We start from the raw sequence: 16,066 nt of genomic DNA on the forward strand, positions 1-16,066 counted from the left end.
TTTTATAAGATTACAAAATCTTATTTAGCTCTTCAACACTTTAATATATCTTTAAATATCGCAGCTGAAGGCTGAATCGTAGAATTTATATATTCTACTCCTAAGTAATATTGAAATGGATAAATTAACAATAAGCAGGCGTAATTCTTTGAAACTTTTTGCACTCACAGGCACTACACTTTTGACAATGCCGGGATATATATTTAGTTCTGAAAAGCAAAATTCTATACTTCGTTTTGGCATTATCACTGATTCGCATTATGCAGATCGCGAACCTGCAGGAACCCGATTTTATAGAGATTCAATTCCTAAAATGCAAGAGGCTATTGATAGCCTTAACACACAAAATTTAGATTTTATTATTCATCTGGGAGACTTTAAAGATGAGGATACTGGTGCTCAGCCAGCAGATACACTGGATTATCTTGACAAAGTAGAAGCGGTGTTTCAAAAATTTAAGGGTCCTAAATACCACGCTCTAGGAAACCACGATGTAGATAGTATTACCAAGCAACAGTTTCTAAATCATATCGCAAATACTGGGCAGGAAAAGGCAGAAAGTTACTATGCATTTACAGCAAACGGAATGCGATTTATTGTTTTAGATGCAAATTATGATGCAGATGGAACCTCTCATTTTTTCGCTAACGGCTCAGACTGGGAAAATGCTAATATTCCGGAGAAAGAACTGAACTGGTTAGCAGATCAATTGGAAAGTTGGTCAATTCCAACTGTTGTATTTTGCCATCATCCGTTATACGAATTTTACAAAGAGGAGGCTAAATTTCATGTAACCAATTATGAGGAAGTCCAGAAATTACTAGAAGCTCATGGTCAGGTTGTAGCTTGTTTCCAAGGACATGTACATACCGAAGATTATCAGGAATTTAACGGTATTCAATATATCACGCAATTGGGAATGGTAGATTACGAAGGTGTTGAAAATAATGCTTTTAGTATCGTAGAGATTACCTCTACTCATATCAAAATAGAGGGGTATAAACGAGCTTCAAATCATACGATTATGATATAATCGACGCACTTAAAAATCAATAGCGGTAGTATTGTGAACCTCTTTTAAAACAAAATAGCTTTCTAATACACCGATGTTCTGAATTTTTGACAGTTTACTTCTTACAAATTCGTGATATTCTTCAAGACCTTCAAGATGAATTTTTAGAAAGAAATCTACTTTTCCAGCCATATGATAACACTCTTGAACTTCAACTAGTTCTTTAATTTGTTGTTCAAAAGTGTCGATAAACCCTTCATTATGGTAGCGTAAAGAAACCATGCAAATCGCTGTAACCGGGCGATTTAGCATTTTCTTGTCAAGTATGGCCACATAATGTTTTATGTACCCTTTTTTTTCGAGCCTACGTATGCGTTCATAGACGGGAGATGCAGTAAGGTGCAGTTGCTTTGCTATATCTTTAGTGGTTTTTTTTGCATCATCTTGTAAAATTCTTAGAATTTTCAAGTCTGTTTCATCAAGTAGTTCCATAGAAGAATATTTTCCTGTTAAATGAGTTACGAAGTAGCGCTTTAAGATTAAATACTGGTAAAGTATTTAATATAAAGACTAATTTACTTAAATTTAAGGGAACTGCAGATTATTATATGGTGCGAATAGTCTTTTTGGTAATTTTATACTGAAATATCGACGTTATGAAACAGCAAAAAATATTAATAACAGGAGCTTTTGGACAATTAGGAACTGCCCTTACCGAAGCTTTAATAACTAAGTACGGTTCTGATGCGATTGTAGCAACAGACTTAAATATACGTGATGAATTTAAGTGTACTACAATAAAACTAGATGCTACTAATATTGAAGCTCTGGATGAAATTGTAAGACAACAAAAAATTACTCAAATTTATCATCTAGCCGCAATTTTATCTGCAAAAGGTGAAGAGTTACCCTTGCAAACCTGGGAGTTAAATAATTCAACATTTTTTAATGTGCTGGAAGTTGCTCGTCTAAACGACATAAAGAAAGTGTTTTTCCCGAGTTCGATAGCAGTTTTTGGTCCAGATGCTCGTAGCGAGCAAGTGGCTACAGATTTTGCTTTGCACCCTACAACGGTCTACGGAATAAGTAAAGTTGCTGGTGAGCACTGGGCACGATACTATAACTTAAAGTATGGCCTAGATGTACGTTGTTTACGTTATCCTGGTCTTATTAGTTATCAATCTTTACCCGGTGGTGGAACAACAGACTATGCCGTAGACATATTTCATAAAGCGATTAATGGTCAGGATTTTGAAAGTTATTTAAAAGAGGATACGCAATTGCCTATGCTTTATATGGACGATGCAATTGAAGCGACTCTTCAACTTATGGAAGCGCCAAAGGAAGCAATTAAGACAGTAGGGTATAACATACAGGGAATAAGCTTCTCACCGGTAGAACTTTTAACGGCAATTCAAAAATATATTCCTGATTTTAATGCAACTTATAAGCCAGATCACAGACAAGCAATAGCAGAGAGTTGGCCAATATCCTTAGATGATAAACCGGCTCGAGAAGAGTGGGGATGGAAACCAAAATTTGATTTGGATAAAATGACTCAGGAAATGCTTAAGCAATTAGAGTTAAAAAAAAATAATAGTCAGAAATTACACGCATAAATAGAAAGCTATGTTTACATCAGTAAGAGAAAATATACAAGAAGAATTACAAGAGATACGTGAAGCAGGTCTTTATAAAGAAGAACGAATTATCACAACACCTCAACGTGCAAAAATCAACACAAAAAACGGCTCTGAAGTTTTAAACTTTTGTGCAAATAACTATTTAGGACTATCTGCTCATCCCGAGATTATCGAGGCTGGTATTTCGGCTATAAAGAGTCATGGGTTTGGTTTGTCTTCTGTACGTTTTATTTGTGGTACTCAGGATATTCACAAAGAACTAGAACGCAAGACGGCAGAGTTTTTAGGTACTGAAGATTGTATTCTTTATGCAGCCGCTTTTGATGCAAATGGAGGAATTTTTGAACCTATTTTAGGCAAAGAAGATGCTATCATTTCTGACGAACTTAATCACGCGAGTATTATAGATGGGATACGCTTATGTAAAGCTGCCCGCCATAGATATAGCCATAACAATATGGAGGCGCTCGAAGAAGAATTGAAAAAAGCTTCTGGAGCCCGTAGAAAACTTATAGTTACAGACGGAGTATTTTCTATGGATGGTACCATCGCCCAACTCGATAAGATATGTGATCTTGCCGATAAATATGATGCAATGGTTATGGTAGATGATTGTCATGCTACAGGCTTCATAGGCAAAAACGGTAAAGGAAGTCACGAATACAATGACGTAATGGGACGTGTAGATATTATTACAGGAACCTACGGAAAAGCTTTGGGTGGTGCTTCAGGTGGTTTTACTGCTGCGCGAAAAGAAATCGTAGATATGCTACGTCAAAAATCAAGACCTTATCTATTTTCTAATACACTAGCACCAGCCATTGCAGGCGCTTCTATAAAGGCAATAGATATGCTTAGTAATTCTGCAGATCTTATTGCTAAAGTTCAAAATAATGCTAAGCGTTTCAGAAAAGAAATGACAGAGGCAGGTTTTGATATTATAAAAGGGGAACATCCTATTGTACCTATAATGCTTTATGATGCTAAGGTAGCTCAGGAATTTGCAGCTAAATTACTGGATGAAGGAATTTATGTAATTGCTTTCTTCTATCCGGTTGTGCCTCAGGAAAAAGCACGAATTCGCGTTCAGCTTTCTGCAGCTCATGAAGATGAGCATATTACTAAAGCGGTTGCGGCTTTTACTAAAGTAGGAAAAGAATTAGGAGTTATCTAGTACATAAACTGCTGTGAAAAACAAAACCCTTATGTGTGAACATAAGGGTTTTTTGTTTGTCTTACTTAAGGTAATTGACCTTTAAGGGCGATTTGAGTTTTTTAGCAGTACGCTCTAAAAAAGCTTTCCATTCTTCTTCAGTAGTAAATTCGCCTCTTTTTTTCCAGCCAAAACCTGCATAATAAGTTACCGTATTGTCTTCCGGTTTTATGGTTGCATAGAGATTGCTCTCATCGGTTTTTGTGGAGATATATTTCTGGGTGCTCAGTAAATTATTAGGTACAAGAATTGCAGATCCTATTTCAGAATCATCTAATGTTTCCCAGTAACTTATATAACCCAGATCTTCATTTACTACCGTGTTTCCGGTGTTATTATGAAGTGTGAGTCCTGCCGAAACACTGTCTGCACCAGTAATATTAATTTCGAATTTAGAAAAATAGCTTCCGCGATCGAGAGTTATTTTTTTATGTTCTGTTATTGGGCTTCCACCTGCATCCCAATCTGCATACTCTAAAATAAAGCTGGTACGTAATGGTCCGGTAGAAAGTGTCTTCCAGTTTGTAAAGTTCTTTGAATAATAAAAAGTAGTATCCTTTTTAACCGCAATTCCTCCAATTCCACGGCTAGCGCCCACGTGAAAATTATCTAAACCTTCTCCTGTATCTTCATGATAAGTACCGGCGCCAGACATTGTTTTTTTGTACCATTTATTAATAATAGGGTAGTCAACTCGCTTTAACCAGGCATCAATGCCGCTGGTTAACGTGCCGCCGGGAACACTATCTTCAACCATTTGCTGAGCAACAGGACCATAGGTTCTAAATGCTACTTTATCATTTTCCCAGGCATAATCGTCGGTACGTTCTGGGACGAATCTGGAATACGCCAAGGGATCAACAGAATCTGTAACTCTTTTTTTAGCCACAGAGGTTAGCGTATATGTATTTATACTTTTGGCAGCTATTTCGGGTTGAAATAATACCATATCTAAACTAGAATCCCCATCTTCATCTACAAGTTGGCTTACCAAGGTGTCATTTGTTGCCGTATTTACCACAGCAATTGTTTTGGTAGAGTCATTCACGTCATACGGAATTTGATTTAGTGGGACAGCGATCGTTTCAAAAGATCTTTTTACATCAAGTTTATTTTCAACGCTTATCTGAAGCGAATCATTTTTAACACCACAACTTGATAAGATAAGTAGGGCAGTGGTTATAATCCCTAGGTTAGAATACTGCATTTAACTATTTTAAATTTTCAAAATCAATGAAAAACGAAGTTATAATACTTTTTTTAGTTGCAGCTGATTCTAACAAAGCGACTCTCAAAATTTGAAAGATTAAGAAGATTTACAAGGTTTGTTTGGTAATATGCTAATTATACGAGCAGTTTTAAAGCACACTACCCACAATCGTATATGAAATATTAAAGTTGGAAACTCCTGCCGGAGCAAGAGCACTTGCCTCAATTTTAAACTGAATTGGGATATCTGTGCGGCAGCCAACAAACTCTAAAATTTTAATGGCTTGAGTACCATCATTAGGAATCTCGATATAATTACCGCCATTTGTGGGTTGCAAATCCCGTGGACCAAGTGGTTTTATGATTAATAAATCATATGGTATAGAAGCCGGAAATCTAAAACCGCTATTACTGGTCGTTCGCGCACTGATTTTTACATTTTGAGGACTATTTTCCGTGTGCATATATAAACTGTATCTAAAGATATTTCCGGTGCAAACGGTAGAGGAAGGAACTAAAAGAACGGGATCAAGGATAAAACTTATTAGGTTTGCATCTACCTCACTTTCAAATCCTAATGTTGAATCATCAAGACCTGCTTCTTTAATCACATCCTCAAACGACTGAATGAAATTAGGAAGACCTGTGACATCAAGCGTGCCATCAAGAATTTGAGCTTCAGTAGAAAAAAATGTTGCACTAAGTACGATATATAATAAAAGAGTTCTCATTTAAATGTTATTTAATTTCAAAAACAATTTCAAGGCCTGCGGGCAATGAGATGGCATTTGGGTTGCTTATTTTATACTGAATTAAATAACCCGTATTTTCTCCATCACCCGTATAACCACTACTAAAATCAGATGCAATTGGTTGTGGAGTGGTAGATAGCGTTATCGGAGTCGAAATAGGACTTGGAATAAAATTTCCGTTAAGAGATGCGCTATTAATAACTTGTAAAGTAATTACCATACCATCCGGTAAAGGTTGATTTATACGGGTATATAAGGAAGCTGTTTCTAAATTAGATCCTCTATAAGTATAGTTTAACCAAAATTCACCCGGGTTTGCAGATCCACCGGTTAGAAAAGGATTTCCTGCTTCTTCAACAATAAATGTTTCACTAGTGTTTGTATTTTCTGGTTCAAGATCAACAATTGCTATAGGTTGAAGATCTAAGGTTGCAGTAACACTTTGCTGGCCGCCTCCTAAAATTATTGAGCTGAGCGTTGCGTTAATACGTTCCTGAGCCGTAAACCCTTGAAAGAACATTAACACTACAATTAAAATAATATATTTTAAAGTTCCCATAATTAATTACTTAGGTTGAAGTTTGTTGTTTTAAACTTAATTTTTCGATCCTTAGTTTTTAAACTGATATCTACATATTCTTCTTCGCCAGGAGCAACTTGAACATTAAGAGCTGTTGGAATTTGATACTCACTTTCTTTAGAGGTGTTGGATAAGGCTATTTTGTAATTTCCGGGAACGATATTTTTAAATATAAAGTTACCTGCAACATCAGATTCTATTGCATATTCAAAATCTTCATTAATTAGTTTTATGTAACCTTTGTACCCCAAAGTATCACGAGGAATAATCTTCATAATTTTGCCTCTCACTGTGGCTGCTTTAACTAATTCTATATTTAATTCTGCAATTTTGTTTTGCGTAACAACTACTTCGTAAGGCGCTTTTTTTGCTTCGACAAAACCTTCAGGAAGTGTTGCGTTATCTAAAAAAATATAGTTTGTTCCTAATGGTAAATTATTTAATCTAAAAGAGCCATTTTCTTTGGAAGTGATACGTTGTCCTGCAGCAATAATTTTAATATTCTCAGCATCAAAATCTGAGTGGATAGAATATAACTTTCCATCGATTCCTCCTTGCTCTAAAATTCGTTTGATAGGAGCTCCAAAGCTGTACGTATATTTTCCGAAGGCTAATAATTCTCGTCGATTTACAGAACCCGCATTTTCATAATAATTAGCTCTAATTTCAAAAAGATGGTTTTTTGAAGGTTTATATGAAATATTTGCATTTAAAAAATCCCGTCGTAAGTACGTGTCCTCTGGACTAAATCCACTATTATAAGAAGCATTTATACGTATGGCTTTACTCATACTATAGTTAATTCCTAAACTGTATCGCGTATAACTGGTACTAAGATTTGATAATCCATATCTATTATTATAATTATGATTTAGTCCTACTCTAACCGATAATCCAGAGTCGATTAAATAAGATGCATTAAAACTATGTGCATAGGAATCTCTGTAATTACTAGTTGCACTTAATAAGTTACGTGTTTTAGCTAATCTCCCATTGAAACTAAAATTAAAACGCGCTCCTGAAAATAAGTATCTGTAGGTAATTCCCTTTTCTTTATAGAAATAGGATTTAGGTTCTAATTGATCTTCACGCTTTCTCTGATCTACCCGAATAGTTACAAAATGCTTTTGGTTAAATCGGTAGCCCAATAAAGCATAGCTATTTTCATAATAGGGCTCAGCAGCATAGAATAACGGGTTGAGTCTCTGGTTTACTCTTGAAACAATATGACCGATAGATGCATTCCATTTTTTATTCTTGTAAAATAGATTATTAGCGTACTGTAAACTATTTCTAATAGAACCAAAGTAGTTCTCACCCGTAAGTGTAAGATTACCGCTGTATGTGAATTTTTTATAGGATTGAGAATAATTGATAAATCCTGCAAAGTCTGTATATAAATTAGTGAAACTACCCGAAAGCTCTGTCTCAAGATGTGTATTCTTACTTTTATAATCGAGTGATACTGTTGCAATTTGACCCTGCTCATCTGGATTAGCATCAATTTTGTTACTAACACCTCTTATCGTACCCTTTGACTCGGAAAGAGATACTCCCAATTGTAATTTTTTAGTTACTGCATACTTTGCCTGCACACCATATAAGGGAGTGTCATTATAACTAAAAAGCCGTGGATTAGAATAAAATGCAGTGAAAACCCATCGCTTTACGCGTTGATCTATTCTAAAACCCATTCCATAGCGGTTGTCAAAACCCAATCTATTAATGAAGTAGGCATGATCTCCTAAATAGATTGTTGTTTGATTTTTATAATCATAGATCAAGCTGTACTGATCTGTAACCCCAAAGCGTTTTAAAGTTTGTTGTTGCGGTGCACGTAGCAGAAAATTTAAATGATGTTGTTTCTTCTCATCTAGATAACCATCTCCGGCTAATTCTGCAGAAATAGTTGAAAAATGAATATCTTTTGCCGTGTAGCTATTATAATTAAAACTGGCTCTTATAGGAAATCTAAAAAATGCATCCCGCTGCTTAATTTTACTAGGGAACACAGTCGTGTTTGCATAGCTCTTTAAAGATTCATTTATATTCGTTCCTGTAACTTCTAAGTATGTGCTCAAGGTTATTAGATAATAATGCTTTGCATTTGTAGGTCTGGATGTTGTTATAGTTATTAAACTATCTGTTTTTCCTAAAGGCATATCTATTTCGCTCAACAAACCATTCGAAGAAATTTGTATCTCTTGAGGTACATTTCCTGTATTGCGAATACCAAATTTTGTTATAATTTCTTCTCCAGCCTTTACACTTTCAGGATTTGAAATAAGGAAAACTTCTAATTTGTAGTTTTCAGCTACAACAATTTTAAAGTCTTCACTCCGCAGATGTTTACCTGATTTATCGGTAAGCTTTAATGTGATTACTTCGGTGCCTGGAGATGTATTAGCCGGTATAAAAAAACTTAGCAATACAATTTTCGATTTACCCGGAGAAAGCTCAGAAATCTTATCAGACGAAATGAGTTTCCAGTTTTCAGGTAATTGGGGCTCGATATTAAAGATCATTGCGTTTTCACCTTCTAATTCAAGCTCTAAAGCCAAAGTATGTTTTTGACCCGGCAGGTAATTTTTTTTACTGTTTTTAATTTTGATGCTTAAAGCTATAGCCTTGTCAGTTGTTCTTTTCTTGTCTTTTAAACTATCAGATTTTGTTTCAAACGGGTTCTCTAATGTAGTGTGACGTGTTATATTATTATGATTTGACATAGTTGTATCAAAATCATAGCTCGCAATACCTGTATGTCCTAAAAGACAAACAGGAAGCGCATAAATTAATTTTAATACGAAGTTTTTCATAAGATATAAATCAGGATTTGAGGAAGTAGCTTGCGCTCTTATTTTATATTGAGACTTATGTTTGTACCCACATATTCTTTGCGTGCATCTGCCGTAAGTAGGCATTGGTAAGAACCAGTTTTGAGACGAGAAATATCCAGAACATAATCAATGCACATATTCGGAAAAACCATTAACCTCTTGGTTTTAGTTTTTAAAATCTGATCGCCGTCTTCGTTATACACTTCCAGATTGAGTCGCACACCTTCTACGTAGTCAGAGCTATTAAATAGATTTACTTGTAATGAATTTTTATGGTCTTCATTTTCCTGTAGCTGTACATTTTTAAAATCAAGGTTTACTTCAGATTTTTGATTTACATGGGTAATAAGCCCTATTGCGTATCTCACTTTTGTATCTAAATCTATTTGTTGCGTCAATCGCTCTTTTTTTATAGGCTTTTGAACTTCTATCATAAGTACAGACCAGAAAGTTCCGGTTACTGAATGATCCTTCGGAATTTTAAGTGCGTATTTATACACATACTTTTCTTTAGGAATTAAAACCTTGTCCATTAAGCTTCCTAAAAACCAGGATTTAGACGATTGTGTATGGGTAAGCGAGTCGCTAAAAATACGTGTAGATCCGCAGGAGTACAATGCATCACTTAATTTGAAGATTAAGCGTTGTTCTTGATCGGTTGTGTTTAGTAATACAATCTCTCCTTCAATGATATCTCCAGAATTTCCAGAGGATGTATGTGTAAGACCATTAAGAACAACAACACCCGCTTGTGTGGTGAAGCTAAGTAAGAAAACGAGTGCTGTTTTTAAGGCTAAATTTCTCATAATATCTCTTTGATTTAGATTAAAGTTAGCCTGAAATAGAGGCGATTATGATAATTTTCGGTGGTTGCCGTTTTCATTTAGACGAGTGGTAAGATTTACTCTTTAACCAGACTATTACACGTTAAAAGGATTAAGCATAAAAAAAGCTCCATACTGTGTAAGGAGCTTTTAATGAAAGGGTTGAAAGGCATTATAGGTCTGTTAATGTATAAATAAGTGTTGATTGATAGCTACCTGCGTTATATGCTGCGAAGTTTCCATTTTGCTCTAGGGTATAGGTAAGTTTGACCCCTTGATTTTCATCTCCCGTATACACACTTTCAATACTATCTACAAGTAATGCATCGGTTCCTACAGGGACTGTTTTTCCCAGGGCTACTCCGCCAGATACTACTGTTCCTCCAGAATCGACTGTACCGCCGTCTGTAATTAATAATGGTGCTTCCGGAATAATTCTTAAGTCTAAATTACCTGGAAATGTACTGCCGGTTTCAAATTGCACATTGATTTTTCTGGATAGGTCATACCCATCTGTATTTGTAGCACTTGCAACCACGCTGGTGTAGTTTAGGTAAAGGTCTGTGTAGCTCAAAGCTTGAAAAGCATAAAGTCCTGCTTCAGAATTTATACCGGTCACTGTAGCTTCAGACATATCAAATAAGATTGCTGCGGCTTCTGTATTTGTATTTGCGTCAAAGATGTCTAGAAGAGCAACTTCAGGAACATCTACATTAAGAATATGTGATGCAATATTGGTATCACTATTGTCTTGCGCATTGGCTAATTGAAAGCCGCTGATTGCTACTGCTACTGCTAAATAATTTTTTAAATTTTTCATGTGTACGAGATTTAGATTAAATTTTAAATTGAAATTTGTTATGATTCTTATATGTAATTAGTTATTAGTAACCCTTTTGTCTTAGCATTTTTCTATCGAAGTATATTTTGTACAGAACTTCGTGATAAATAAATTGCTTACTCCGGTAGTTTTTAGCGCATTCTTAAAGGCTTTATTATTCAAGCCACTAAGGCTTACTCTCTTTTGCTTCTCGACCGCAGTTTTCTTAATGAGATAGAGCATAAAAACACCAGATATATCCATTTTTTCAATTCCTGAAATATTTATGGATAGATTGTTATAGCGTGTAAGTGCGTACTCGATTTTCTTTTGGGTTTCTGAAACGTTTTTACTGGTTAACTTTCCGTTTATTTTCAAGACATACTTTGTTTTAGTTAAGGTTACCATAGCTGTAAGTTGTTTTGTTTTGTCAAATATTTGTATTTATTCAGCTGTAAGTGGGAATATTCGATCACTAACCTTTTACTGTAGATAAATGGAAGTTGACTGTATTTGAGTCGATTAACCGCTGTTTTATAGCCGATTATAAGATTACCTGAAAGTAATCGCAGTCAATTATAGGTATGGGAGTTAAAACAAAATAATTCAAATCTCTGCTCATCTACACTTAATAGCACTTCAAAGCGTGGAAGCGGCACTTCTAACTAAAAAATCAAATTTTACGTAGTGTGATAGTTAATTTTAAGACAGATGCTTAAGTATACCGTGGGTATAACCTTAAGTAGTATACTCCAAATCAAACTTATACCTATGACACTGAAATTTGAATTAGACTCAGATGTTTTAAAACTAAACGGAAGATTTACCGAAGAATCAATTAAATTGGTTGAGGATCTTATTACCGCTTTCTTAAAGAGTAACTCCAGGATAATCGTGGATCTATCTTTTTTAAATAGGATAGATGTGGAGTGTATTTATTTTCTTGAAGATTTACAAACTATTCAGAGAGAACAAGGCAAGACAATACTTTTAAGACGTGTAAATAATAATAGAATATTTAAGGCTTTTAAAGTGCTTGATCTCGATACTATTTTTGAAAATTCCTAATTACTAGAGTTTTACACGTAATGTAAACCTCGTATTTTACTACATGTTTTCTTAAGTTATAGTTTATCTAAAGTTTTATTAAACCGCATTGCACTTGAGAAAGTCAAGTTAAATTTGTAAGTATGATAGTTGCTTACGATATAAATGAAACGCGCGTAATCACGCAAACACACCACGCACATATTGCCGGTTTTATTGGTAATCATTTAAAAAGTGAGTATAAATCTCTATTTTTTTCTGAAGTTATTGCAGCTATATTCTATCACGAAACTCAGGAAACCGACTTTAATTACACACGTCAGCTTAACGATCTGGGACAGCCGGTCTCTTTTGATAAACCAGATATTACGCTCGAAGAACAGGCTGAGAAAACAAATAAAATCTTAGACAAGCTAAAAACCCGTTCCTTGTTAGTTGCAGCTTTGGTTTCAACTCATTTACAATTTTTGAGTCCGCAAGTTTTTACCTCCGGTTTAGTATCTAAATCTAATTCTAATCTCGATCGCAAAGCAATGCGCTTGTATAAAATCAAGAAGGCTGATTACGATTACTTATATGGGATTGTTCGATTTTGTGATAGGTTGTCATTAATGATTTGTCAAAATGAGCTTCCAGACGCGCAAAGGTCTTTCGAGATTAATAATGCACTTGGTAATAAAATACACCAGCTCAAAGACAAAAATGGAAGACTTATTATTGATCCCTGGCCATTTGCAGGAACAGAGCTCACTATACATTATGAATATCATAAACTAAAACAACGCAGCTTCAAAAACAGTGAGACTTTTTATAAAGCGGTTGACGAAAGCAGGGTGGGACTCGAGAAAATTACGTTTTCTAAAACATAGGTTTACAGCTACAAATCTTTTTAGTTCTCAACTTTTTAGGTAATTTCTAAAAAATATTTTTCTACATTTGAAATTCAATAGTTCTTAAATCGAATTATTACTCTCACACACTTTTCATCTTTATCTAAAAATAAATCTTTCAGTAGGAGGTTTTAAGGCACTTTGAATGTTCCTGTTCCTATATCAACTTTATAAATTTTTTAGATGAGAAATATATTTGTGCTTTCGCTATGCTTATTAGGCATCCTTTTAAATTCGTGCAAACAATTAACTACTGAAAATTCGGAAGAACCTGTAGATAACTTGGCATTTATTGAGGATGAACTTCAGTTTGCTGATAAGCAATTAAGCGGACTCCTGACAAAGGCAAAAGCTGCAAATAAAAATCCGCGTACGGTAGAAAAAGATTCTTCTATTTATTTCATTGATAGCACTTCATTTGACTGGACAGAAGGATTTTTCCCTGGGACTTGCTGGTATTTATATGAAGCAACTCAGGATACAAAATGGAAAGAAGCAGCAATTCATTTTCAGAGTTTATATAAGGATCATAAAGATTTACCTGCTTATCATGATCTGGGATTTGTCTTTAATTGCTCCTATGGAAATGGAAACCGTATTGCGCCTAATAATGATTATAAAACAATTTTGATCGATGCAGCAAATACGCTTGCAAATAGATATGATGCTCGGGTTGGAAGTATAAAGAGCTGGGATGCAGACAAGGGATGGCAGGCAGATAGAAACTGGGAATACCCCGTAATTATAGATAATATGATGAATTTAGAGTTGCTTTATGAAGCGTCAATCTTGACTTCAGATTCAACTTTTGCGCAGATTGCAAATGCCCACGCAGATAAAACAATGGCAAATCATTACCGGCCAGATTACAGTTCGTATCACGTTGTAGATTATGATTCTATTTCTGGTGAAGTACGCAAAAAAGAAACCGCTCAGGGATTTGCAGATTCTAGTTCGTGGGCACGTGGTCAAGCTTGGGGCTTATACGGTTTTACACTTTGTTATAAATATACAAATGACAAGAAGTATCTTGATATGGCAGAGAATATTGCAGCTTATATTTTAAACTCAAAAGAATTGCCAGACGATAAAATACCGTATTGGGATTATGATACACCAGATAAAACAACAACGCCAAGAGATGTATCTGCGGCGGCTGTAACCGCTTCAGCACTAATAAAACTTAATGAGTTTACCTCCGGAAAATATGAACAGGAAGCATTAGATATTGTAAAAACACTAGCAACACCTGCATATAAAGCAGAGCTGGGAGCTAACAAGAATTTTTTATTAAAACACAGCGTTGGTAGTATCCCTCACGATAATGAAATTGATGTTCCGCTTAACTACGCCGATTATTATTATATAGAAGCGCTTTTGGGTCTGAAAAACTATTATTCAAAAAAAAAGCAATAATTACAAAGATGGACACGCCAGTATATAAAGTAAAAAAAGCAACAGAAGTTAGGCTTAGCGGTAACGTAGATGATCCACAATGGAATATAGCAAATAATCTTACAGACTTTAAATCTCCTTGGGATAATAAACCGGTAGATCCTATCTCATTTAGAGCGTTATATGATGAAGAATATCTTTATTTCAGCTTTATAGTAGCCGATAATGAGGTTTATACAGACTTACAAGATGATAGTAAAGAAAGTATTGCACAGTCAGATCGGGTGGAGTTATTCTTAAGATCAGATAATTTATTAGATCCGTATTACTGTTTAGAAATAGATACGCAACCCCGGGTAATGGATTTTATAGCTCGACCTAATCGGGATTTTGATCTCGGCTGGAGTTGGCCTGCAGAGGGCATAGAAGTAAAATCTGCTATAGATGAACAAAAATTTTCAGTAGAAGGCAAGCTGAGTTTGGCTTCTTTAAAAACACTCAATTTGCTTAAGCAAGACGAAAAGGGATATTACCTCGAAGTAGGAGTTTATCGGGCAAAATATACCAGAAAAACTACCGGACAAAACAAGGCAACCTGGATTACTTGGGTAGATCCACAAACCGAATATCCGGAATTTCATATCAAAGATTCGTTCGGAGTATTCCGTTTAGAACCTTAGTTTAAATACTGCGGAAAGTTTTCGGTATTTATAATATCAATAGGAAGTAAAACCGATTCCTGTAATGGCTTATCAAAAAGGAAAAATTCAATAAGATTTGTTAAACTCAGATATACTTGTTTTTTAGGATCTTGATGAATTAAAAAAGCAATTTTATTTTCTTCGAGATACTTTATATTTTCAGAAACAAGATCATACCCTATGATAACACTGTCTGGTGTATAAGTTGCAATATGATTTGCGATTAAATATGCTTTTGATGTGGTTACAAAAATACCGTCAACCGGATCAATAGATTTTAAAAAGTTTTCTATGGTTTGATCAAAGGTGATTTTTGATTCTTTTTTTAAATTATGAACATCTATTTTAAAATCAAGCTCTTTATTCAGATTAAAAAAATCTTTAAAACCGCGTTCTTTCTCCTGCATATGTGATGCATTTTGAAAGGCTTCATCAATATGTAAAATGGCAATAGAACCAGATTTGCCAAGCAGCATATTGAATAACTTTGCTGCAACCCGACCACTCTGAAACAAATCCTGACCTATTTCAAAATTAATCTTGTGATCTTTAATATAGTTGTTAAACGTCGCAATTTTTATATCTGCCTCTACACAGCGTTTAGCAACATTCTCTGCTTCTTTGTAAAACAAAGGAACCATTAAAATAGCATCTGGTTTAGAATCAATTACAGCATCTGCAGCTTTTTTAAATGATTTTGTGGAGCTGGGTTTAAATAAGCTCTTATGTATTTTAATCCCAAAATGGCTAAACTCATTCTCTACTTGACTTATAGCTTCATAACACGGTTCCCAATACGGATCTGCCTCAGCATCGGGGAGTAGAATAGAAATATTGTAGTTTTTATTATTCTTAAGACTTTTAGCAATAGGATTAGGCTTATACTCAATTTTGTCAAGTACCTTATTAACCTGTTCTAATGCTGCAGGAGAAACCTTCCCTCGCTTATGAATTACACGGTCTACAGTGCCTTTAGATACTCCTGCCATTTCAGCAATATCTTTAATGGTGTAATTTTCTTTCATTAGTACAAATATAAGAATCTGGTAGAATTAAATATTCTTAATGTGCTCGATAACATATTTTTTGTGTGTTCGAGCACATTTTTATTGAAAATGCTTTTTTATAACATTATTTTTAGAT

The 16,066-nt window shown here is 34.8% G+C and carries 16 protein-coding genes; 7 read left to right on the forward strand and 9 right to left on the reverse strand.

Annotated elements, in window-relative coordinates; translation table 11 throughout:
* Positions 1–115: 115 nt before the first annotated feature.
* Positions 116–1,033, forward strand: coding sequence for a metallophosphoesterase (locus ABVM53_RS12010; protein WP_405326320.1), 918 nt, complete (start codon positions 116–118; stop codon positions 1,031–1,033).
* Between the two features lie 9 nt (positions 1,034–1,042).
* Here ABVM53_RS12010 and ABVM53_RS12015 read toward each other — a convergent pair whose 3' ends face one another.
* Positions 1,043–1,504, reverse strand: a complete 462-nt coding sequence (locus tag ABVM53_RS12015; RefSeq protein ID WP_405326322.1) for an Lrp/AsnC family transcriptional regulator — start codon at positions 1,502–1,504, stop codon at positions 1,043–1,045.
* Positions 1,505–1,668: 164 nt separating this feature from the next.
* On the opposite strand from ABVM53_RS12015, the gene ABVM53_RS12020 reads away from it, so the two are divergent.
* Positions 1,669–2,631 (forward strand): NAD-dependent epimerase/dehydratase family protein, encoded by a 963-nt coding sequence (locus ABVM53_RS12020; protein ID WP_405326325.1) that lies wholly within the window; start codon positions 1,669–1,671, stop codon positions 2,629–2,631.
* A gap of 10 nt (positions 2,632–2,641) precedes the next feature.
* Positions 2,642–3,829, forward strand: coding sequence for a glycine C-acetyltransferase (kbl, locus tag ABVM53_RS12025; protein WP_128758455.1), 1,188 nt, complete (start codon positions 2,642–2,644; stop codon positions 3,827–3,829).
* Between the two features lie 61 nt (positions 3,830–3,890).
* Here the strand turns inward: kbl and ABVM53_RS12030 are convergent, their stop codons facing one another.
* The 7 genes from ABVM53_RS12030 to ABVM53_RS12060 form a co-directional block, all read right to left on the reverse strand.
* The gene (locus tag ABVM53_RS12030; protein WP_405326328.1) at positions 3,891–5,075 is read right to left on the reverse strand and encodes a DUF4861 family protein; all 1,185 of its coding nucleotides are present in this window, start codon (positions 5,073–5,075) and stop codon (positions 3,891–3,893) included.
* A 151-nt stretch (positions 5,076–5,226) separates the two neighbouring features.
* A complete protein-coding gene (locus ABVM53_RS12035) occupies positions 5,227–5,808 on the reverse strand; it encodes a hypothetical protein (protein ID WP_405326331.1) in 582 nt (193 codons plus the stop codon).
* 7 nt (positions 5,809–5,815) lie between these two features.
* Positions 5,816–6,388, reverse strand: coding sequence for a hypothetical protein (locus tag ABVM53_RS12040; RefSeq protein ID WP_405326333.1), 573 nt, complete (start codon positions 6,386–6,388; stop codon positions 5,816–5,818).
* A 2-nt stretch (positions 6,389–6,390) separates the two neighbouring features.
* Positions 6,391–9,225, reverse strand: a complete 2,835-nt coding sequence (locus ABVM53_RS12045; RefSeq protein WP_405326336.1) for a hypothetical protein — start codon at positions 9,223–9,225, stop codon at positions 6,391–6,393.
* A 38-nt stretch (positions 9,226–9,263) separates the two neighbouring features.
* Complete coding sequence (locus ABVM53_RS12050; protein WP_405326339.1) at positions 9,264–10,052, reverse strand: WxL protein host-binding domain-containing protein; 789 nt, start codon at positions 10,050–10,052, stop codon at positions 9,264–9,266.
* A gap of 190 nt (positions 10,053–10,242) precedes the next feature.
* Positions 10,243–10,890, reverse strand: a complete 648-nt coding sequence (locus tag ABVM53_RS12055; protein WP_405326341.1) for a hypothetical protein — start codon at positions 10,888–10,890, stop codon at positions 10,243–10,245.
* Positions 10,891–10,971: 81 nt separating this feature from the next.
* Positions 10,972–11,298 carry an STAS domain-containing protein gene (locus ABVM53_RS12060; RefSeq protein ID WP_405326343.1) on the reverse strand — a complete coding sequence of 109 codons (327 nt, stop codon included), beginning with the start codon at positions 11,296–11,298 and terminating at the stop codon, positions 10,972–10,974.
* Positions 11,299–11,661: 363 nt separating this feature from the next.
* Here ABVM53_RS12060 and ABVM53_RS12065 point away from each other — a divergent pair, with 363 nt between their 5' ends.
* The 4 genes from ABVM53_RS12065 to ABVM53_RS12080 all read left to right on the forward strand — a co-directional run bounded on the left by ABVM53_RS12065 (position 11,662) and on the right by ABVM53_RS12080 (position 14,902).
* Positions 11,662–11,958, forward strand: coding sequence for an STAS domain-containing protein (locus ABVM53_RS12065; RefSeq protein WP_405326346.1), 297 nt, complete (start codon positions 11,662–11,664; stop codon positions 11,956–11,958).
* A gap of 122 nt (positions 11,959–12,080) precedes the next feature.
* Positions 12,081–12,806 (forward strand): DUF3891 family protein, encoded by a 726-nt coding sequence (locus ABVM53_RS12070; protein ID WP_405326348.1) that lies wholly within the window; start codon positions 12,081–12,083, stop codon positions 12,804–12,806.
* 204 nt (positions 12,807–13,010) lie between these two features.
* The gene (locus tag ABVM53_RS12075) at positions 13,011–14,243 is read left to right on the forward strand and encodes a glucuronyl hydrolase (RefSeq protein WP_405326351.1); all 1,233 of its coding nucleotides are present in this window, start codon (positions 13,011–13,013) and stop codon (positions 14,241–14,243) included.
* Positions 14,244–14,251: 8 nt separating this feature from the next.
* Positions 14,252–14,902, forward strand: coding sequence for a sugar-binding protein (locus tag ABVM53_RS12080; protein ID WP_405326354.1), 651 nt, complete (start codon positions 14,252–14,254; stop codon positions 14,900–14,902).
* Here the strand turns inward: ABVM53_RS12080 and ABVM53_RS12085 are convergent.
* The gene (locus ABVM53_RS12085; RefSeq protein ID WP_405326357.1) at positions 14,899–15,948 is read right to left on the reverse strand and encodes a substrate-binding domain-containing protein; all 1,050 of its coding nucleotides are present in this window, start codon (positions 15,946–15,948) and stop codon (positions 14,899–14,901) included. The two genes, ABVM53_RS12080 and ABVM53_RS12085, sit on opposite strands and share 4 nt — an antisense overlap.
* Positions 15,949–16,066 lie beyond the last annotated feature (118 nt).

The sequence above is a fragment of the Leeuwenhoekiella sp. LLG6367-2.1 genome (assembly GCF_045055775.1).
Lineage (GTDB): Bacteria > Bacteroidota > Bacteroidia > Flavobacteriales > Flavobacteriaceae > Leeuwenhoekiella > Leeuwenhoekiella aequorea.

Bases quoted from the DNA above. Each gene is read 5' to 3' on its own strand.
- ABVM53_RS12010 (WP_405326320.1), top strand. From the start codon at position 116: ATGGATAAATTAACAATAAGCAGGCGTAATTCTTTGAAACTTTTTGCA.
- ABVM53_RS12015 (WP_405326322.1), bottom strand. From the start codon at position 1,504: ATGGAACTACTTGATGAAACAGACTTGAAAATTCTAAGAATTTTACAA.
- ABVM53_RS12020 (WP_405326325.1), top strand. From the start codon at position 1,669: ATGAAACAGCAAAAAATATTAATAACAGGAGCTTTTGGACAATTAGGA.
- kbl (WP_128758455.1), top strand. From the start codon at position 2,642: ATGTTTACATCAGTAAGAGAAAATATACAAGAAGAATTACAAGAGATA.
- ABVM53_RS12030 (WP_405326328.1), bottom strand. From the start codon at position 5,075: ATGCAGTATTCTAACCTAGGGATTATAACCACTGCCCTACTTATCTTA.
- ABVM53_RS12035 (WP_405326331.1), bottom strand. From the start codon at position 5,808: ATGAGAACTCTTTTATTATATATCGTACTTAGTGCAACATTTTTTTCT.
- ABVM53_RS12040 (WP_405326333.1), bottom strand. From the start codon at position 6,388: ATGGGAACTTTAAAATATATTATTTTAATTGTAGTGTTAATGTTCTTT.
- ABVM53_RS12045 (WP_405326336.1), bottom strand. From the start codon at position 9,225: ATGAAAAACTTCGTATTAAAATTAATTTATGCGCTTCCTGTTTGTCTT.
- ABVM53_RS12050 (WP_405326339.1), bottom strand. From the start codon at position 10,052: ATGAGAAATTTAGCCTTAAAAACAGCACTCGTTTTCTTACTTAGCTTC.
- ABVM53_RS12055 (WP_405326341.1), bottom strand. From the start codon at position 10,890: ATGAAAAATTTAAAAAATTATTTAGCAGTAGCAGTAGCAATCAGCGGC.
- ABVM53_RS12060 (WP_405326343.1), bottom strand. From the start codon at position 11,298: ATGGTAACCTTAACTAAAACAAAGTATGTCTTGAAAATAAACGGAAAG.
- ABVM53_RS12065 (WP_405326346.1), top strand. From the start codon at position 11,662: ATGACACTGAAATTTGAATTAGACTCAGATGTTTTAAAACTAAACGGA.
- ABVM53_RS12070 (WP_405326348.1), top strand. From the start codon at position 12,081: ATGATAGTTGCTTACGATATAAATGAAACGCGCGTAATCACGCAAACA.
- ABVM53_RS12075 (WP_405326351.1), top strand. From the start codon at position 13,011: ATGAGAAATATATTTGTGCTTTCGCTATGCTTATTAGGCATCCTTTTA.
- ABVM53_RS12080 (WP_405326354.1), top strand. From the start codon at position 14,252: ATGGACACGCCAGTATATAAAGTAAAAAAAGCAACAGAAGTTAGGCTT.
- ABVM53_RS12085 (WP_405326357.1), bottom strand. From the start codon at position 15,948: ATGAAAGAAAATTACACCATTAAAGATATTGCTGAAATGGCAGGAGTA.